Consider the following 17,128-nt stretch of genomic DNA (forward strand, 5'->3'; position numbering starts at 1 on the left):
GGTAGCGCCATCGCCGGTGCTGCAGCGGGTGGAATGATCGGCCAGTCGTATATGGGTGCCGGGGTGGGGGGGCTGGTCGCCGGAGTGGGCGGGATGGTCGCAGACTCTCTGGTCAAGAACGTCACTTACGCGATGATCACCGATGTGCAGGTGGGCGTGCGGTCCCGTCATGCGGTTCAGCAGGACACGGCCGCTGATCTCCAGCAGGGGGCCAGTACGACGACGACCCAGAGCACGTCCGAGACCGGGCATTGGGTAGACTACCGCACTCGGATTGTCTCCACCGCAAATAAGGTCAACCTGTCGTTCAAGACGGCATTGCCTGCACTGCAGGGCCAGTTGGTGCATAGTTTGGGTGGTATCCTGTAGTACGCAGCAATATCGGTCGAGCAAGACCCTCCGCAAATATCGCATGCGTGTCATGCGTTTTGCGGAGGGTGGGAGAAGGAGCAAGTGCAATGATGGAGCAAGTTTTTGGCACTATAGAAGTCAGCATAGAGAGTGCAATGAGCACTCCACGGCAAACACCAGAAGGCAAACCTTCTACAGCGTCCGCTTTGGTGGTCAAACTAAAGGACGTCTGCGTAATTTTTGTAGAAGACCATGCCCACGGATGCAGCGTCACCAACGGGGCAGAGAAAGTGTGTCGCTTCATTCATGACCAACTGCTGGCGGATATTCCTTATTCGGGCATTCGTTGGGTGTATAAGGATACAAACAACGAAGTGGACGAGATCGTGACCGATGGCGTGAGCGCATCTTTTCAGCACATTATGGACGACGATGATCAAGTGTTGCGTGCGGTACAGGTCGTCCGGGCCGCAGGCTTTATGTTCAGGAGTGCATAAATGGCGTCGCCCCCTGACTGTTTCCACTGCGCTCAGAAATGGGATTTAGCGCACCCGGACGAGGTTTTCCCTCTAGCCATCACCAGGATGTGGGCATGTCCGGTTTGCGGCAACAAACGCTGCCCCAAAGCCACGGACCATCGGTTGGATTGTACAGCCAGCAATGAACCCGGCCAGCCCGGTTCTCGATATGAAAAGAACATCCAATGATGATAAAATTTTTTGCGTTCACTAAAGGAGATTTTCATGCGTAAGTATTCCCTTTCGAATTCCCTTCTGCCTGCCCTGATTCTGGGCCTTTCCGCTTCCTGTGCACAGGCGACGACTTCCGGTATTCCTGATGCCTATTACGTAGGCATGGGTGACGGTGCCGTCATCGTGCTTCACTCTACCTCGAACGGAAAGGCCACCATTGGTGCCGTGGAAGCTCCCGGGGGGTCCAGTTGGCGTCCTACGCCACCGACGGCTAAAATGGTCATTGCGGCCGCCCAGACGAGCCAGGGTGCCTATATGGGCAAGATCAAAGCGACCAGCAAGCCCGGCCATTATCTCTTTGTGCTGGGAGACCCTGCCAAGAAGGAGCCCTACTGCACCTATTCGCTGAACATGGTGCACGGCGGATTGACCCTTCAACAGACGAAGATCCAGCGGAACTGCATGTATTACCACGGAATGTCCTGGGGATTCAGCACGTCCAGTACGTCGCCTTTGATGCCGTTTCCGGTGCCGAAGGGTTGATGAATATGGCCAAGGGCCAACAAGGAGAATATCGTCAATGGTCTGTCTTGCCTGGAGCAGGATATGCAAAAGCTGAATGATGCCATGCATGTCTATCCAGGGGATATCTGCGAACACTACAAGGGCGGCCAGTACCATCACCTCGGGAGCGCGCCAAGGTTTCACAGGACTTGACGAAGCCTATCCTTTTCCTGTATAGTCATATCTCAACCATTTTTTAGGGCGTTCTAGTGAACATACTAGCCGGACAACAAGACCGTTTCTCAGCGATGCAGCTATGGCATACAGATCATCGTATGGGTTGTCTCACGGGCTATAGTTTTGCCGGATATACAGGTAGCCATTCAACGCAACCGAAAAATTCATCCACCATTCAGTTAAACCTTATCGTGTAACCGGGACCCCATCGCGGAGTCCCACGAACAAAGGGGCTCCACCGGAAGCAAAACAACCGGCAGCCCTTGTGAAAAACAGGCTGCCGGTTTTGTTTTAAGTCAGCCACGCTCTTTGAAAATTGAAGACATACTTGTGTGTCCGCCTGCGTTCAGGCGGATGCACACCATAACCCTGTGGAGAGAACCTGCAGGGCTATGGTGTGCAGATATCGCACAGATTTTTGTGTGCGATACACTTTGCCGGTATAGCTCAACCTGGTAGAGCGCTGGTCTCCAAAACCAGATATCGGGGTTCAAATCCCTGTGCCGGTGCCAATTCGCAAAAAGGAGGATGACATGAATTCCATAAAAGATATGGTCAAAGACAACAAAAAGGTGGTCTTTACCCGATTCAAGGAGGGCAACCTCTGGTATCAGACAGAATGTGGCTTTGAGTTTCCGGTACCTGTGGAGGATGCCGGTACAGCCACATTCCTTCCGGAAGACAAAGCGATGCTGTTTATGCGGTACATTCGTAAGCACATCGCCTTTCTGGAAAAAGCCAAAGCCGATCACGCTGTGGCGTAACCAAAAGTTTGTTGCGGGGTAGTAGAATGGCGCTACGTGGGCTTCATACGCCTAAAAGGTCCGGTTCGATTCCGGCCTCCGCTACCATGCCAAAGTAGCTCAGTCGGTAGAGCGCCAGGGGCATATCCTGGAGGTCAGTGGTTCGAGTCCACTCTGCGGCGCCCATTCGGGGCTTCCCCGAAATCCTCGCCATGTCGCGCTGGTTGTGCGCTGCGGCGGGGCGCATCAACGACGGCTAACAGCACGCCCTTATTGCGTGCTGTTAGCCGTCGCCAAATTCCCCCATCTGCAGGGTAACGCAGATGCCTTTTCGGTCAGGCATGTCGGCTCTGTAATGGGCGCGATTTAGGCCGGCGGTTGCCGCAGACGATAGCGGTCCATGTTCCACGGTTTGTGACGCGGTGAATACCCGCTCGAAGAATCCAAGGTCGCCAGGCCCACGATAATACTGGTGATTCGGAGATAACGGATCGTGATCAGCAATATGGGATGTCTGGCAGGGAACATCGAGGAGTCCAAAAGGAACCATTTCTGCAAGCCGTGGCGATTGGAAGACGCTGCGCATCCTTTTTATGCTGTTCTATGCCGTTGCCCCGATTGGTAGGGCTTTTTGATAGATTGCCGATCCACGGAATCTGCAGCGGCGCCTATTCTGCACAGACGCAAGCGGACCATATTGCCGAAGCGATGTGCGATAATCGGTGGTCCCGCCGTGGTGTTCATTGGAACACCTATCGGGCATTTTGGGGTGTAGTTCAGCGGTAGAACGCTTGACTGTTAATCAAGATGTCGCAGGTTCGATCCCTGCCTCCCCAGCCAAACACATGTCAACCTATGGTTGACGTTGTTGGGATCGCGTCTTGTGCGCGTTCCTGAAAGATAGCCCGTTGAAAGGTAACACTGAAAAGTGCAAATGACGGAACGGGCAAGGGCGTTTTGCGGGTTTCGCCAGAAATAAAAATCCGTATTTCGGAATATAGCCTAGCCCGGTAAGGCGCATGGTTTGGGACCATGAGACCGCAGGTTCGAATCCTGCTATTCCGACCAAATTCAGGAAGATTGGCCGAATCGGTAAGGCACCGGATTGCTAATCCGGCGATCCCGAAAGGGGTTTTGCAGGTTCGAGTCCTGCATCTTCCGCCAAACATGGAGTGTGAGGGATGCGGCAAACCCATCAGACTGTAAATCTGACGCCTCTGGCAATGCGCGGTTCGATTCCGTGGCACTCCACCAATTTCAAGTAATAAGGCGATTCGTTGAATGTGTTTTTCTTTCTTTCACTTTCGTAAACGGGTCTGGAAACAGCCTTGCCAGAGGGTTGAGCCGAATAATCTGGTACTTATTTTAAGCAATAAGGCATAATGCCAGCATTTCCCCACGCAAATGCTTGCAGATACGAACCCTAGCCAGAAGGCGTATGCCGAATAATCTGGCATCTTTTTACAAGTAATAAGGCAAGATGCGCTTTCTTTTTAGAAAGTATAAACTTGAAGTCCTGGCCAGAGGGACGTTGCCGAATCGTCTGGCATTTTTCAGGAAACTTGGCAGAGCCTGGTTGAATGCGCCGGTCTCGAAAACCGGAAGAGGTTAATCACCTTTCATGGGTTCGAATCCCATAGTTTCCGCCAAATTTTAATCACGCAAGCGGAACGTATTGCCGACGCGGCGTGGAAAATCGGTCGCTCCGATTTTTAATCTGTTAAATTTTTATGCGGGATTGGCATATTGGCCTGTGCGTCAGCCTTCCAAGCTGAATAGAGGGGTTCGATTCCCCTATCCCGCTCCAATTTACCGTTTCAAACGGGCCTATAGCTCAGTTGGGAGAGCGCCTGCCCTGCAAGCAGGATGTCGTCGGTTCAAATCCGTCTAGGTCCACCAATTTTCACTTTATGGAGCGTTGTCAGAGAGGCCAATTGGCGCTGCTTGGAAAGCAGATGGTCGGGAAACCGGCACGAAGGTTCGAATCCTTCACGCTCCGCCAAACAAAACCCCTGCCCTTGCAGGTGAACTTGCTTTAGTTAGCCATCGAAAAAAGGAAATAAAATGCTCCACCGTAAACCTCTATCTACCCTGTTGCTAGCCTTGGTTGCCGTGGCCGCCGTTCAAAGTGCGTCCGCTGCGCCGGATACCACCTGCGTCCCCGGATCGGTGTCCCTTAACCAGGTCGGTAAAAACATCCCTGTGGAGGTTCCTGCCCAGGAAAGCGGTTGCTCTGTCATTTCTGTGAAGCTCAGTGGGGCTGCGGGAGGATCCTCCGGTCGATTTGGACCAGGTGGAGCAGGCGGACTTCTCCAATTCAACTTACCCGCCGCCAAGTTTTCCGGCCTATGGATGGCTACCGTTGGCCAGGCTGGCGCTAACGCGATAGGAAGGAATGGCGGCAACGGCGGTGGTTATACCAGTGTCAGTTTTAACGGCTATACCAACATTTACACCAAAGGGCATACATTGGGTATGGCCGGTGGCGGTGGTGGAGGTGCGGCTGGACAATCGGGAGGATTTGGCGGAGAACCTAAGTCTGACCTTGGAGAAGGCACGGGCTGCACGGGCGATCACCGTTGTTTGACTGAGGGGAAAGGGGGTACGCCTTTTGCGGGCGGGCAAGCCGGTGAAATTTATCTGGGCATGAACAATGCGTTTGGCCCTTCTTACAACGGTTCCTACCTCCGAGGCGGGGCTGGGCAGGGACAAAGTGACCGGGTAGCTGGTGTTGGTGGCGGCGGGGTTGGTGGTCTGGCGCATGGCTCTATAGCAGGCGGCGGTGGTGGTGGCGGTGGATACTTTGGCGGTGGTGGAGGATCCGATGGTTCCAGCCATTATGCAGGCCCTTACTTTGACGGGGCTGGCGGTGGAGCAGCCAATTACGTCATAAACGCTGCCCAACAAGTGCACAACACCCCAGGGGGCGGCGGACAGTCGGGGGCGCAGCCTCAAAACGGATCGATTGTGATTCGTTGGCATAATTAGACGGCGGGCCAGATTTTGTGCCAAGCCTAAACTTGGCACAAGCTGTTCATCGCGGATGCGTGGCAAAGTCCGGTTTATTGCGCCGTCCTCGAAAGCGGCCCGTGGACATTTTGCCGACGAATGTCTGCACAAGACAGAAGCCAGCAATGGTTCGCGGGTTCGAATCCCGCCGCTTCCTCCATTTCAGAAAACACTTCGGTGTGGTCTTAGCTCAGTTGGTAGAGCCGCAGGTTGTGATCCTGCTTGTCACGGGTTCGAGTCCCGTAGGCCACCCCGAAGTGTTTTTATCATCACGATCCATTAGCTCAGTTGGTCAGAGCGCTTGCCTGTCACGCAAGAGGTCGCCGGTTCAAGTCCGGCATGGATCGCCAATTTGCCGGTTTAGCTCAGTTGGTAGAGCATCTGCCCTGTAAGCAGAGGGTCGCTGGTTCGATGCCGGCAACCGGCTCCAATTCCAGTCAGGAGAAACATGGAACTAAGGAGGATTATCATGAAAAAAGAAACGCTGGTCATTCGACCAGAAAAAGCAAAACGGCGTATCGGCGTCTTGCCGACCTATGCGCAGCGGGATCGCACAAAGTACACCCGCAAGGCCAAGCATCGCAATGTGGATACCCATTCTGGAGAGCGACACGGAAAGACTTTTGCGGAACTTTTTCCGAGTGGCTTTTGTTTGCCCAAGGCCGGATTAGCTCAGTTGGCAGAGCAATCACCTCGTAAGCGATAGGTCCGCAGTTCGATTCTGCGATCCGGCACCAATTTTTAACGTAATGAGGGCTTGTCGCATGGCGTGACGCAGGGCCTTGGACCCTGTACCAGTAGGTTCGATTCCTACGCCCTCAGCCAACAATTCAAACAGCTTCGGAAAAGTGGCAGAGTGGTTTAATGCGTCCGGCCTGAACCCGGAAGGTCGTCTCAACGGCCCGTGAGTTCGAATCTCACCTTTTCCGCCAATTTACGCACGATTGTCCGATAGGTTAGGTGGTAGGTTGCAACCCTGCTTAGGTCGGTTCGATTCCGGCATCGTGCTCCATTTCGGACCTGTAGCTCAGAGGCAGAGCGGACGGCTCATAACTGTCGGGTCGGGATTTCGAAACTCCCCGGGTCCACCAATTTCATAAGGAGGCGTCACGATGGAAGAAGTCACCGTTTTCCGATAGGTAGTTATCTAACGGAGAAACCCAAATGAAACAAAAATCCATACCCGTACCCGCTCCCGTAAAAGGGTGGTGGTTCCGGGACCGAAACGGCAATCTGTTTGGACCTTATACCGATTCAATCGAGATTCATGACATCCTGAGAGCCAACCGTGTTGGTTTGAAGTTTGAAACCGATGACAACGGTCTCCCCTGCTTTGATTATGTCCTGGAAGACTGGGACGGTTTAAGAGTTGACCCCAACGAGTTGGCTTCACAACAAATCAAGGTTCGTCGGAATCGGTTTAAAACCTATCACCGGCATGAATACCGGAACGGTCCGGTGGAAGGCATAGGCCATGGCTACGGGTACTCCCGATACCGAAATGCGCACTTTGGTCGTATGATACGGGATACCGGACATGGCTGCATGGAAGATGGTGAGCCGCCAATTCGCGTAAAGTTGCGCTATACGATCAAAATAAGCATCTGGGGAGACTACCCGCTTCGCTATTACCAGAAAAACTGGAAAGCCTACCGTAAGCACCAGTGGCACGGTTAAGGGTGGTCACAACAACAGGCTTCTCCACTATCATGGTGGAGAAGCCTGGCATTAAACAACGCATCGTCAGCTCATCGGTAGAGCACTCGACTGATAATCGAGAGGCGGGTGGTTCGATTCCACCACGATGCACCACGGACAGTTAGCTCAGTAGGTAGAGCGATGGAATCATAATCCGTATGTCACAGGTTCAAATCCTGTACTGTCCACCGGGTCTTTAGCTCAGTTGGTAGAGCGTCGTCTTTACACGGCGAATGTCGCAGGTTCGATCCCTGCAAGACCCACCATAAAATCTGTCGGTCGAAGTACCAAATGACACAGGTTTCACACGCTCCTATCCAGCTAGCGGTCTAGGCGACTGGCCTTTCAAGCCGGGGACACGGGTTCAAATCCCGTTGGGAGCACCAATTTAATTTGGGGGATCATCTAGCGGCAGGATGTCTGGCTCTGACCCAGAAAACCGTGGTTCGAACCCACGTCCCCCAGCCAATTTTGTTTCCGTGGGTGTGTAGCTCAACCGGTATAGCACTGGACTTTTAATCGAGGGGTCGCGAGTTCGAAGCTCGCCGCACCCACCATACACTTGTATAACATAGGTGAAAACATGGTTAAAGAAAAAGAATGCAATTCAAGCTATCTTTTCCATATAGCAGAAAGCGGAAGCGCGTTAAATATTATTCGCAACGGCTTTGCTATGAAACCCTTGCGATGCCACGACTCATTCGGTGGGTATTCAGAAATGTTTGGCAATAAAAACCTTGATGGAATATATGCTGCTTATTTCTTTGATGACATTAAGACGCTTAGTAATAACTTTACAGGAACATACAAACAAGTTAGTATTCATAATGGGAAAAGACACTCTGTTATTTTTGTGCATGTTCAAGAGTTGAAAAAAGCCGGGTTTTTCATTTGTGATGATTTCTATGAGCCCGGTAAACCAATAACCAGTTTCACGATGGCCATCTCAAACAAATTAAAGATAATTCCAGGAAATATTTTTAGATTTTTATGCAACGATAGCTCAGTTGGTAGAGCACCGGTTTGAAGGTCCGGGTGTCACAAGTTCGACTCTTGTTCGTTGCACCAATTCGACCACACGTAGCACAACGCAACCTCGGACGTGTAGCTCAGTTGGCCAGAGCAATCGGCTCTTAACCGATGGGTCGTGGGTTCGAATCCCACCGCGTCCACCAATTTTGTTTTTCGCCCCTTTAGCTCAGTGGATCAGAGCATTCGGCTTCGGACCGAAGGGTCGGGGGTTCGAATCCCTCAAGGGGCACCAATTTGCGACTGTAGTTCAGCGGACAGAACATCAGTCTTCTACACCGAGTGTCGGGGGTTCAAAGTCCGAAGGACTGGCCCTTGCAGGGTGCAACCGAAGCGCAACGTAGCGGATAGAATCCGGCCAAGGGCACCAAATCTCACCAAGGAGACCCATCATGAACCGTTCATCATTATTGCCTACGCAACCAGTTCCCGTGATTACCCGGCAGGCGCCGGCTGCTGTCGTGCGCCCGGCCACCTCCGAACAGGCTTTGGAGATGCTGCATCTCATGATGGCGGATGTCATTGCGCAGTCCAAATCCATTATGGCCGGTTGGGCCGAGCGGGCACCGCTGGATGACCAGGACGCCGCCCGCTCGGCGGTTGCAGCACAAGCAGCGCAGGACCGGCTGAGTCATCTGACGCAAAGCTACGCAAAGCACCACGGCAAACTGGACGTACCATTGATTTCGTTGGGCAGCAATTACGACATCATGAGAGCCGCATTACGGCCTGTTATGGCCCAGATAGCGAAAGGTCAGGAACAGGTAGCAACAACCATTATCGCCGAAGCTCTATAAGGAGAACTCCATGCATTTCATCGAAAAGAAAGGCCAACGACTTGCTGTTTTCGACCATCTCATCAGCACAGAAACCGGCCAACATATAGAAGTACCTGTTTCATCACCGGAAATGGAAGCATCCATGATCCGGGCGGAGGAAATTGGCCGGCGCGGGCTGGCCGGGATTTCAGCCTTAGCCAGCAGCGACAAGGAACCGTCTTCGTCGCTACAGAATCAAACTGCGGGATGACCAACCTGTCACGGCGGCATCCCCTTTAATAAGGAGGTGCGCTGTGACTTTTGTTTTTCGTACATCTTCTTTTTTCGTGGTTTTCGTGATCACCCTCAAGGCCGCTACTTTTGTTGTGGGTAACGCGGAGACCAGCAACAATGCAGCCGACCGACTGAATGACCAAGTCGAGCGACTGATCGACGAGTCTGTCCGTTTTCGTGGCGATGCGCGCGAGGCTGCAGACCGCGTGGTCGATATGGCCGCAGCCCTGTATGTTCTGGGCAATCGCGCCATTGAATGCGTCGGCACGGTTTGCACGGATGTTCAACGCGGTTGGCAGGCATTACGGCGCGCATGGCATCCATCCTCGAAAAATTATTGGGTGGTGAACACGGCCAGCCTGCTTCGTACCGTCCACCATATCGAAGTTCTACCTAAAAAGGAGGCGAAACATGGCAGCCATACTGCGGTTGGACAGTGCGGGTAATCCCCTGCACTGGATCGGCCAGGAAGAAGCCGCTGGCTACTACGCGAAAGGCCAGGTGGCCTGGACGCTCGGGGATCCGTTTCGCATTCTCCACGGCGGTCGCAACCGGATGACCGGACTGCAATCCCACATGGACATCCATCCGGTCATCGCGATTCGTGGAGCTGCATGGTCGAAATGGCATACCCCTGCCCTGACCAACGCGTCCCTGTTCCGGCGCGACGGGCATCTGTGCATGTACTGCGGGAGAGATTTCGGGGATTCTCGCCGTTCGCAGGACCACCACCTGACGCGGGATCATGTCATACCTACGTCGAAAGGCGGCAAGGACACCTGGACCAACGTGGTGACCGCTTGCAAGCGGTGCAATAATCACAAGGATGCACGGACGCCGGAACAGGCTGGCATGAAGTTGCTGGCCGTGCCGTACACGCCCAATCAGTACGAGTTTTTGTACCTGACTGGGCGGCATATTCTCGCTGATCAGCTAGACTTTCTGCGAGTCGGTTTTCACCGGTTGCAGGCATAGGCCATCCGTATTTTGCGTCATACATAACCCGCTAACCCCGTTTCAGCAAATAAACCGCTGGGGTTGGCGGGTTTTTAAGTTTGTATGTTTAGACTAATTCTTTATGCTTCAAGCATCGTTTTTGTATGCTTCACGCATGCACGAAGCATACGTGAAGCATACGTGAAGCATACGTCATGCAAATCCCAGATAAATGGAATCTGTTTATTTTTAAGCGGGTTACCGCCCTACTCCACCGGCTTCACCCCTTTCGGACTGCTCATCACATGTTCATATACGGAAAATAGCACCCGCAAGTCACTATGCCCCATCCACGCCTTCACAATAGCGGGCGGGTGTCCACTTTGCAGTTGCCGCGTCGCAAAAGTATGGCGCAAGACGTGCGGTCCTTTATGTCGTTTCTCAACACCAATGCTTTTGAAAGTGTCCCCCACCATCGACCAGACGCCGGCTGGCGTGTAAGGATTTCCGTATCGGTCACAGAAAACGGTTTTTATGGACATTTGCCCGTCGAGAAACGCTTCCCGCATTTCGAGGTAATCCAGTAGTTCCATCGCCAGGCGGTCCGCAATGGGCACCTGGCGCTCCTTGTTCCCTTTCCCGATAACCCGCAACACCGGATGCTCGTCATCCAGGCGAATATCCCCTACCTGAAGATGGACCGCTTCAGACACGCGCAAGCCCGTCCAAAACAATAATCGCTGTATAAGTTGCTTTCGGCGCACAGGAAAGGAATCTCCTGATTTTGGCGTTGTCGCCCGAAGGAAGGCCGCAGACTCCGTATCATCCAGTGCGGCAGGTAAACGCTTCGGAGCGAAGGCGCGGCCAGCACGTCCAGTTTTCCTTAAAGACGCCGCTTTAGCCGGGTTCTCCGGCAGACCTTGATAATCAAACCAATGCCCCAATGCAGCCAAAGCTACAGTTTTACGTGAAACGCCCCATTGTGGCCGATCTTGAAGATAGTTGGTGATCTCGCGAACTTTGGGGGAAACAGGATTGATGCCCTGCTCCGCGCACCATTCCAGAAAGTTGTCCAGTATCCAGCCATACCGCTGAATGGTCAGGGGAGCCATATTCTGGAAAACAGCGTCATGGTGTACTTCAAGCGGTTTTTCCGTAGGTATTAAGGTCTTTTTCATGAGGTTTCTCCGGATAGACAGACCATTGTGCGCCAACAAAGGTTCATCATGGCATATGAGTTGATAAAAGAGAACCTTTTATCGCCTCATACCTTGTTTAAGGGGAGGCTGCCCAGCCCAGGACGCTCCAGAAAAACCCCAGACAGAAAACAAGTTTTATCAACTGATGATTTACGGTCTTGCATGCAGATAAAACTCCATCTATCCTGAAAAGGTTCTCCACTCTGAAAAAGTAGGTGTTTACCATGAATGAGCAATCTGTAACGGAAAGCCGTGACGTTCCCCCTTCGCCACTTACGGAGGATGCTGGGCAGAAAGAGACTCAAAACAAGATGCATGGCATCACTGACCAAGAGTTCGGTGACAGCAATGAAGGTCATGTAGAGGCGATTAAGGCAACTTCCATTGCTTCCGCTGTGGCATCAGCAGTCCCGTCGTCTTCTGTAGAAAGTGGATATGACGTGCCTAGCCGTCGATTATCTTTGTTTGTCGATGGCCGCGATTACTTGAAATACCGGGAAACATTCGAGCGGTTGCTCTTTTCGGAAAAAATGCCTCCCGCCAAAAAAGACGCCAGAATTCTGGAATTGGCGATGGCGTGCCTGGTTGAAAAGATGGACGCCGTGAGCGCTGTTACGGGGGAACCGTTCGTCAAGGCGGAGATGCTGGCCGGATGAAGAACCCGGAGGACAAGGTGCGGACAACGACAACGGGCGCACGGCAGCGATTAAGGTCGCTTTTCCGGAAGAGCACGAGAGGTTCCAAAATCCATCCAACCGACCTGGCCTTCGCGCAGACGATTGCAGCGGACCTTAAGAATCAGGAAGAATCTGTGCAAAAACCCGCCATCATCCGTACAGATGGCGGGGGAAAGAGAGCCGAAGCCATCGCGCATGCGATAACAACAATATGCGCACAGGAAGGCGTTCTTTTGCCGTTCGAAGGAGAAATCCCTGTCTTCGCACAGGTGGAAGGGCGGAGTTCCACACTATTTTCTGTGCGGATACCAGAAGGGTGCTCAGGTCCAATGGACGCCAGGGTGTTTATCGTTTGTGAGGGGGCACACCGCATCAAGGAAGAAACTCTGCATGGGGTCGTTTTGGAGGAAATTTGATCTTCTGCGCGCCCGCTATCCGCTGATAAAGGTGGGGAATAGCATCGCGCTAGCTGCGGAATCTTTTTGGCGCCCATCAAAAGACATCCTTTAATGAACTGCCACCGCCAAGAACGTCCCTCCTTTTTTGACACATAACGCGATGTGGCGTAACATAGCGTTATGTGCTTTTAACAAGGGGTAATACGAATGCGAATATTCATGGACAAAAAGACGGGCGAGATGTGCGCAAGAATCGCAACCCGTGCGCCTGCTAGGATGCACAATTATTCCGGTATACTAGCGGAAGTCACCAACCGTTCTGTTCAGAAAATGCTTTATGACGCAGGTCAGCGGTTTTTCCGGGATAAGCCTTGGGAACACGGCCTGAAATGGCGCCAAACCAAAGGGTTAACGTCCACAATAAAGGGCACGGTCGGCCAGAAAGTTCCTACAGGCTGGGTACAGGTCAACATGCTTTTCCCCGCCGAAATGGGGCTTGCGTTGGAACAGTTGACAAAAGAATACGACGTGTCCATGTCGTCGGTTACGTACACGATGCTGTATTGGTGGACGTGGTGGATCTGCCCGCCAGCATCTGAGCGGGCACGTCGGGAAGATTTTTTGCGCAGAAACAGCTAAAAAGAGGGGATATATGCGAAATTTTACCGACCAGAAGTCCGGCGAATTGTACGTGGAAATCTCGACCCTTGCGCCTGCCAAGATGCATATTTACGCCAGAACGATGGCAAAAGCGTCCGGACGCACCCTTAAAGTGATGTACAGAGATGCGGCAGAGCGGTTTTTCCTGGAAAAGCCTTGGGAATACGGCCTGAAGTGGCGCCCCATTAAAGGGAAAAAGATATCCCTTCAATGTGCAAGGACACAGAAAGAGCCCTCTGGATGGGTGCAGGTGAATATGCCCCTTCCCGCCGATGCCGGTCATCGTCTAAACGCGCTGTCCGTAGAACAGAATGTTTCACTACACATGATCAGTTATACCATGTTGTATTGGTGGACCTGGTGGATCAATCCGCCCATGTCTGAGCGGGCGCGACGTGAAACGATGCGGGACCGATAGATCGACGGTTTCACAGTTCTGGATTAGCGATTAACGCGGTCCTGAAAAAATATATGTCGGCCGTCCCTATACCCTACCGTTGACACGGGAAACACAGACAAAGGGGTGCCCTTATGCACGAAGAAACGAGTAGTGCCACGAATCCGCTGGAAAACCAAGGCAGTTTTGCAGAAGAATATTGTGGTGCGGTGTTCTATCACCAAAAGATGCGCTTGTACGCAGAGGCGCGCCCTTTAATTTTGGGGCCGGATTTTGACCGGTGGCGAATTGAGCTTGAACAGGCCAATCATCAGCAAGACGACTATGCTATAGGGGAATGGATGTTGGACAGCCAAAGCCACCCCCCAGCGCTTTTCGTGAAGGCCATGTTGTTTCAAGCGGTAATCTACACATCCAATCATTCAGACCTTGCCGCTTTAAGGGCATACGTACTGGATTGGTTGTCATTGATACAAGAATCATCCATAACGTTAGCGTGTCAACAGGCAGATCTGCATGGGGTCAACGCTACCAGAGCTTCCGTGTATGCCGGTTGCCAGTAGTGCCAAAAGAGTGACTGAAAAAATTTATCAAAACCGCGCGAAAAACCTCGTCATTCATGGTGAGGATGGACAGGGCCAAGCACATAGACAAAACTTTTGAAATTGGTGATAATATCTGAATGAAACGCATTCTCCCTAAAACCTTCAGCGTCCAAGACGCTTTGAACGTGCGCGAATCCGTGCATACCGTTACGGACAGGATATGTACGCGCTGGTCTAACGTCCATTGCGACTCGCGCCACCCCAGAGAATGAAAGAGAATGGGAGGGGATGGCGGCGGATTGAGATCGCGCAAAATTTTGGTGACTTGATCCCGTTTCTAACGTGACCCGCCGGGCCGACTCGTACCCCGGATTGCCTCCATGAGAGCGCACATTAAAAGGACCGTCTGTGGCTTGCTGCAGGCAGGTTGATTCGGCATCGGCATCCGTCGCCTCCCACGTTTTCAGTATAGATGGAGAGGAAAGCCGATGGAACTGAAACCCATTTTTCAACGTGTGATCGGCCTGGATATTCATCAGGCACAAGTGACGGCCTGTGCCATCATAGGCAACCCGGATGGCACTGTGGAGGTAGAGCGTCGTCAGTTTGGCGGCTTCAAGAAAGACCGTCGGGCCTTGGCGGATTGGTGTGCGACCTGGCAGCCGGATGCAGTGGTCATGGAGAGTACCGGGATTTACTGGAAAAGCCCCTATGCAGCTTTGGAGCAGGTCGGCATTCGTGCCCAGGTCGTCAATGCCCGTCACGTCAAACAGGTGCCCGGTCGCAAAACCGATGTCGGCGATGCGGAATGGCTGGCCATGCTGGCGCGCGCGGGCTTGTTACGCGGTTCCTTTGTCCCGCCAGCGCCACTGCGGGAATTACGCTTGATTGCCCGCCAACGACAGAAGTTGGTCGGCATGCTGGCCTCCGAAAAGAACCGGCTACACAAGGTGCTGACCGACGGGGGGATCCGCCTGGGCGTGGTGGTCAGCGACATTCATGGTCAATCAGCACGCGCCATGATCAAGGCGCTGATTCAGGGGGCCACGCCTCAGGAGGTGCTGTCCCTGGCGAGCCATCGCCTCAAGGCCAGCCGGGAGGAGATTCTGGATGCGTTGCAGGGCGATTTGAGTGCCTGCCATCGTTTTGTTCTGGACGAAGTGATGCACCATATCGAAGCCCTGGAAGCGCAGATCGCGCGCTTCGATACCCGCTTGTTGGACGGTTTGGCCCCGCAACAGCATGCACTGGCGTTGCTGCAGACCTTGCCGGGAGTGGATACCATAGGTGCTGCCTTATTGCTGGTGGAAATCGGGGACGATATGAAGGCCTTCGGGAGTGCCGATCGCCTGGCGTCGTGGGCCGGTCTGTGCCCGGGCAACAACGAATCGGCCGGCAAGCGCAAAAGTGGTCGCACCCGGAAAGGGAATCCTTACGTGCGCCGCGTCTTGTGCGAATGCGCCCATGCCGCCAGTCGCACCCAATGCGCCCTGCGCACCAAATTCCAGAATCTGGTCGTGCGCCGAGGTCATAAACGATCCATTATCGCCTTGGCCCACAAAATGCTGCGCATCATCCACTTCATGCTCTCTCGCGGCACATATTACCGGGACGCCGCCACCGATTATGAAGCCTTGAGCGTACAACGTAATGCCGCACGCTGGATCAAAAAGCTGATCAAGTTCGGATTCCTGCCCGATCCGGCATAACCGCTTTCAGATCCCGTAAAATGGTCCTCACAGGCCAGGGACTTCTGTGCCCGTAACTCCATTTCTTTCACATTAACGTGGGCAAGAAACAAAAAATACGTGAACATTTCGAAGCTGTGCGAACCATTAAAAATCAGATGGCGATGTTCGCTTTCCAGCATATTCCCCTGCTGGAAACCCCAGATTTCATCACGCACGGTTACCAGTATTTCCAAAAGACACTGGAACCGGATTTGCAGAAGGTGCTAACCGCATGGGAGTTGCAGCAACTGTTCCATAAGGTGGTTTGCGCTCACACACTAAATCATGTCCAACAGATTCTAACCCTGAGCACTTTTCACCTGTCCAAAGGGAAAATGGTTCAGAAGAAAGATTCCCAGGGAAAACTGGCCTGGAAAAGCCGTTCAGCTTATGGCCCATTGGCTACATTCCTCAATACCTTACGGTTTCATACCATAGAAGGGCCGGAAGCTATCCCGGAGCGGTGGCGGAAATTATAGGATCATTATCGCCAGAAGTTTTCAGAACAACGTCTGTTGAACCTGCTCAGGATGCATCAGGAAAACGTCCAGAAGCGGATTCATCCAGTCTACTACACCAGCGGTAGTTACATGAAAGCAGCGCAGTTCAACAAAAAAGCAGCAAAACCCACATGGCACTCGCACTGGATCAAAAACGACACTTGCAGGCGGTATCAGAACTGGTACGTTTTCAAGTCTCCAGAGTGGGTTCTTCACCTGCCATTGAGCGTCAACCAGACATACCACAACAAGCCTTACGATCTGACCAGGGAACATTGGGTCACGTTGAATCCACGAGGAGAAGTAGATATCAGTCTGGTCTACGATCGGACCGATGTGATGTTGAAGCCGAATAAAGCGGTAGGCATCGACTTGAACGTCAAAACCAACCTGTTTGCAGTAAGCAATGGGTTGTTTTTCTCACTGGAAAACCAGTGGTTGAAAAAACAGGAAGCCAAACTCGCCCTGCTGGAAAAGAAAGGGTATCAAAACCTGAACACGCAGGAACATTTGACCCTCAAAAAAGTTACCCGGCATCGGGAATCTTCCTTGCGGCATCAGATCCAGCAGGTCTTGTTGAAGCTGAAGTCTCAACAGGTCACGGACGTCATTCTGGAAAACCTCACAATTACGCTCGGCGGTGGCTTGTCTCACCGGATGCATAAAATCCTCCGGCTTCTGCGGTTTGGGGGTGTAAGCCCAAACCCTCGAAAATTTTGTCTGCCCTCGTAACCCGACCACGGGGCTACAGATGGCCCCCAATCAGACCTT

At 52.7% G+C, this 17,128-nt stretch carries 21 protein-coding genes and 29 tRNA genes; 48 read left to right on the plus strand and 2 right to left on the minus strand.

Annotated features, from left to right (window positions below; all coding sequences use genetic code 11):
* From traT to HAP95_RS02350, 7 genes are all read left to right on the plus strand, one after another.
* On the plus strand, positions 1–369 hold a 369-nt coding region (gene traT / locus HAP95_RS02320), incomplete at its 5' end, for a complement resistance protein TraT (RefSeq protein WP_215882802.1).
* Between the two features lie 89 nt (positions 370–458).
* Positions 459–848, plus strand: coding sequence for a hypothetical protein (locus HAP95_RS02325; protein ID WP_215882020.1), 390 nt, complete (start codon positions 459–461; stop codon positions 846–848).
* Between the two features lie 246 nt (positions 849–1,094).
* On the plus strand, positions 1,095–1,586 hold the full coding sequence (locus tag HAP95_RS02330; RefSeq protein ID WP_215882021.1) for a hypothetical protein: 492 nt from the start codon (positions 1,095–1,097) through the stop codon (positions 1,584–1,586).
* Positions 1,587–2,220: 634 nt separating this feature from the next.
* A tRNA-Trp gene (locus HAP95_RS02335) sits at positions 2,221–2,296 on the plus strand.
* Positions 2,297–2,317: 21 nt separating this feature from the next.
* Complete coding sequence (locus HAP95_RS02340; protein WP_215882803.1) at positions 2,318–2,548, plus strand: hypothetical protein; 231 nt, start codon at positions 2,318–2,320, stop codon at positions 2,546–2,548.
* A gap of 12 nt (positions 2,549–2,560) precedes the next feature.
* A tRNA-Met gene (locus HAP95_RS02345) sits at positions 2,561–2,635 on the plus strand.
* Position 2,636: 1 nt separating this feature from the next.
* Positions 2,637–2,709: transfer RNA gene (locus HAP95_RS02350), tRNA-Met, on the plus strand.
* Between the two features lie 101 nt (positions 2,710–2,810).
* On the opposite strand, the gene HAP95_RS02355 is transcribed toward HAP95_RS02350, so the two are convergent.
* Positions 2,811–3,113 (minus strand): hypothetical protein, encoded by a 303-nt coding sequence (locus HAP95_RS02355; protein ID WP_215882804.1) that lies wholly within the window; start codon positions 3,111–3,113, stop codon positions 2,811–2,813.
* A 179-nt stretch (positions 3,114–3,292) separates the two neighbouring features.
* Between HAP95_RS02355 and HAP95_RS02360 the strand changes: the two genes are divergently transcribed.
* From HAP95_RS02360 to HAP95_RS02520, 33 genes are all read left to right on the plus strand, one after another.
* A tRNA-Asn gene (locus HAP95_RS02360) sits at positions 3,293–3,367 on the plus strand.
* 151 nt (positions 3,368–3,518) lie between these two features.
* Positions 3,519–3,595 (plus strand) — tRNA-Pro (locus HAP95_RS02365).
* Between the two features lie 6 nt (positions 3,596–3,601).
* Positions 3,602–3,691 (plus strand) — tRNA-Ser (locus tag HAP95_RS02370).
* Positions 3,692–3,696: 5 nt separating this feature from the next.
* A tRNA-Tyr gene (locus HAP95_RS02375) sits at positions 3,697–3,781 on the plus strand.
* Positions 3,782–4,083: 302 nt separating this feature from the next.
* Positions 4,084–4,176 (plus strand) — tRNA-Ser (locus HAP95_RS02380).
* 83 nt (positions 4,177–4,259) lie between these two features.
* Positions 4,260–4,334, plus strand: a tRNA-Gly gene (locus HAP95_RS02385).
* 16 nt (positions 4,335–4,350) lie between these two features.
* A tRNA-Ala gene (locus HAP95_RS02390) sits at positions 4,351–4,426 on the plus strand.
* A 13-nt stretch (positions 4,427–4,439) separates the two neighbouring features.
* Positions 4,440–4,529, plus strand: a tRNA-Ser gene (locus HAP95_RS02395).
* A gap of 62 nt (positions 4,530–4,591) precedes the next feature.
* Complete coding sequence (locus tag HAP95_RS02400; protein ID WP_215882805.1) at positions 4,592–5,515, plus strand: hypothetical protein; 924 nt, start codon at positions 4,592–4,594, stop codon at positions 5,513–5,515.
* A 53-nt stretch (positions 5,516–5,568) separates the two neighbouring features.
* A tRNA-OTHER gene (locus tag HAP95_RS02405) sits at positions 5,569–5,696 on the plus strand.
* A 19-nt stretch (positions 5,697–5,715) separates the two neighbouring features.
* Positions 5,716–5,788, plus strand: a tRNA-His gene (locus HAP95_RS02410).
* Positions 5,789–5,809: 21 nt separating this feature from the next.
* Positions 5,810–5,886: transfer RNA gene (locus tag HAP95_RS02415), tRNA-Asp, on the plus strand.
* Between the two features lie 4 nt (positions 5,887–5,890).
* Positions 5,891–5,966: transfer RNA gene (locus HAP95_RS02420), tRNA-Thr, on the plus strand.
* 231 nt (positions 5,967–6,197) lie between these two features.
* A tRNA-Thr gene (locus HAP95_RS02425) sits at positions 6,198–6,273 on the plus strand.
* A 13-nt stretch (positions 6,274–6,286) separates the two neighbouring features.
* A tRNA-Gln gene (locus HAP95_RS02430) sits at positions 6,287–6,361 on the plus strand.
* Between the two features lie 17 nt (positions 6,362–6,378).
* A tRNA-Ser gene (locus HAP95_RS02435) sits at positions 6,379–6,468 on the plus strand.
* Between the two features lie 6 nt (positions 6,469–6,474).
* Positions 6,475–6,548: transfer RNA gene (locus HAP95_RS02440), tRNA-Cys, on the plus strand.
* Positions 6,549–6,552: 4 nt separating this feature from the next.
* Positions 6,553–6,627: transfer RNA gene (locus tag HAP95_RS02445), tRNA-Met, on the plus strand.
* A gap of 73 nt (positions 6,628–6,700) precedes the next feature.
* Positions 6,701–7,213 carry a hypothetical protein gene (locus HAP95_RS02450; protein ID WP_215882806.1) on the plus strand — a complete coding sequence of 171 codons (513 nt, stop codon included), beginning with the start codon at positions 6,701–6,703 and terminating at the stop codon, positions 7,211–7,213.
* A 60-nt stretch (positions 7,214–7,273) separates the two neighbouring features.
* Positions 7,274–7,348: transfer RNA gene (locus tag HAP95_RS02455), tRNA-Ile, on the plus strand.
* Position 7,349: 1 nt separating this feature from the next.
* Positions 7,350–7,422 (plus strand) — tRNA-Met (locus tag HAP95_RS02460).
* A 2-nt stretch (positions 7,423–7,424) separates the two neighbouring features.
* Positions 7,425–7,500 (plus strand) — tRNA-Val (locus tag HAP95_RS02465).
* Positions 7,501–7,543: 43 nt separating this feature from the next.
* A tRNA-Glu gene (locus HAP95_RS02470) sits at positions 7,544–7,620 on the plus strand.
* An 8-nt stretch (positions 7,621–7,628) separates the two neighbouring features.
* A tRNA-Gln gene (locus HAP95_RS02475) sits at positions 7,629–7,702 on the plus strand.
* A 13-nt stretch (positions 7,703–7,715) separates the two neighbouring features.
* Positions 7,716–7,791, plus strand: a tRNA-Lys gene (locus HAP95_RS02480).
* Positions 7,792–7,817: 26 nt separating this feature from the next.
* Positions 7,818–8,261 (plus strand): hypothetical protein, encoded by a 444-nt coding sequence (locus HAP95_RS02485; protein WP_215882031.1) that lies wholly within the window; start codon positions 7,818–7,820, stop codon positions 8,259–8,261.
* Positions 8,227–8,302: transfer RNA gene (locus tag HAP95_RS02490), tRNA-Phe, on the plus strand. The genes HAP95_RS02485 and HAP95_RS02490 overlap by 35 nt, the downstream gene beginning before the upstream one ends.
* Positions 8,303–8,332: 30 nt before the next feature.
* Positions 8,333–8,409 (plus strand) — tRNA-Lys (locus HAP95_RS02495).
* Between the two features lie 12 nt (positions 8,410–8,421).
* A tRNA-Arg gene (locus HAP95_RS02500) sits at positions 8,422–8,498 on the plus strand.
* Between the two features lie 157 nt (positions 8,499–8,655).
* A complete protein-coding gene (locus HAP95_RS02505; protein ID WP_215882032.1) occupies positions 8,656–9,060 on the plus strand; it encodes a hypothetical protein in 405 nt (134 codons plus the stop codon).
* A gap of 10 nt (positions 9,061–9,070) precedes the next feature.
* A complete protein-coding gene (locus tag HAP95_RS02510; RefSeq protein WP_215882033.1) occupies positions 9,071–9,292 on the plus strand; it encodes a hypothetical protein in 222 nt (73 codons plus the stop codon).
* A 43-nt stretch (positions 9,293–9,335) separates the two neighbouring features.
* Complete coding sequence (locus tag HAP95_RS02515) at positions 9,336–9,761, plus strand: hypothetical protein (RefSeq protein WP_215882034.1); 426 nt, start codon at positions 9,336–9,338, stop codon at positions 9,759–9,761.
* Positions 9,727–10,290: an HNH endonuclease gene (locus tag HAP95_RS02520; RefSeq protein WP_215880687.1), complete on the plus strand. Its 564-nt coding sequence runs from the start codon at positions 9,727–9,729 to the stop codon at positions 10,288–10,290. Before HAP95_RS02515 ends, HAP95_RS02520 begins: the two co-directional genes overlap by 35 nt.
* Before the next feature lie 227 nt (positions 10,291–10,517).
* Here HAP95_RS02520 and HAP95_RS02525 read toward each other — a convergent pair whose 3' ends face one another.
* The gene (locus HAP95_RS02525; protein ID WP_215882807.1) at positions 10,518–11,429 is read right to left on the minus strand and encodes a tyrosine-type recombinase/integrase; all 912 of its coding nucleotides are present in this window, start codon (positions 11,427–11,429) and stop codon (positions 10,518–10,520) included.
* Between the two features lie 245 nt (positions 11,430–11,674).
* On the opposite strand from HAP95_RS02525, the gene HAP95_RS02530 reads away from it, so the two are divergent.
* From HAP95_RS02530 to HAP95_RS02565, 8 genes are all read left to right on the plus strand, one after another.
* A complete protein-coding gene (locus HAP95_RS02530) occupies positions 11,675–12,106 on the plus strand; it encodes a hypothetical protein (RefSeq protein WP_215882808.1) in 432 nt (143 codons plus the stop codon).
* The gene (locus HAP95_RS02535) at positions 12,103–12,543 is read left to right on the plus strand and encodes a hypothetical protein (RefSeq protein ID WP_215880690.1); all 441 of its coding nucleotides are present in this window, start codon (positions 12,103–12,105) and stop codon (positions 12,541–12,543) included. The genes HAP95_RS02530 and HAP95_RS02535 overlap by 4 nt, the downstream gene beginning before the upstream one ends.
* Before the next feature lie 201 nt (positions 12,544–12,744).
* A complete protein-coding gene (locus tag HAP95_RS02540) occupies positions 12,745–13,164 on the plus strand; it encodes a hypothetical protein (RefSeq protein ID WP_215880691.1) in 420 nt (139 codons plus the stop codon).
* A 13-nt stretch (positions 13,165–13,177) separates the two neighbouring features.
* Positions 13,178–13,603: a hypothetical protein gene (locus HAP95_RS02545; RefSeq protein ID WP_215882809.1), complete on the plus strand. Its 426-nt coding sequence runs from the start codon at positions 13,178–13,180 to the stop codon at positions 13,601–13,603.
* A 113-nt stretch (positions 13,604–13,716) separates the two neighbouring features.
* The gene (locus tag HAP95_RS02550; RefSeq protein ID WP_215882810.1) at positions 13,717–14,145 is read left to right on the plus strand and encodes a hypothetical protein; all 429 of its coding nucleotides are present in this window, start codon (positions 13,717–13,719) and stop codon (positions 14,143–14,145) included.
* A 470-nt stretch (positions 14,146–14,615) separates the two neighbouring features.
* Positions 14,616–15,836 (plus strand): IS110 family RNA-guided transposase, encoded by a 1,221-nt coding sequence (locus HAP95_RS02555; RefSeq protein WP_215882426.1) that lies wholly within the window; start codon positions 14,616–14,618, stop codon positions 15,834–15,836.
* Positions 15,837–15,952: 116 nt separating this feature from the next.
* Complete coding sequence (locus HAP95_RS02560; RefSeq protein WP_215882811.1) at positions 15,953–16,336, plus strand: hypothetical protein; 384 nt, start codon at positions 15,953–15,955, stop codon at positions 16,334–16,336.
* 51 nt (positions 16,337–16,387) lie between these two features.
* On the plus strand, positions 16,388–17,089 hold the full coding sequence (locus HAP95_RS02565) for a hypothetical protein (protein WP_215882812.1): 702 nt from the start codon (positions 16,388–16,390) through the stop codon (positions 17,087–17,089).
* Positions 17,090–17,128 lie beyond the last annotated feature (39 nt).

The organism is Acidithiobacillus sulfurivorans, from assembly GCF_018853815.1.
Taxonomy (GTDB): domain Bacteria; phylum Pseudomonadota; class Gammaproteobacteria; order Acidithiobacillales; family Acidithiobacillaceae; genus Acidithiobacillus; species Acidithiobacillus sulfurivorans.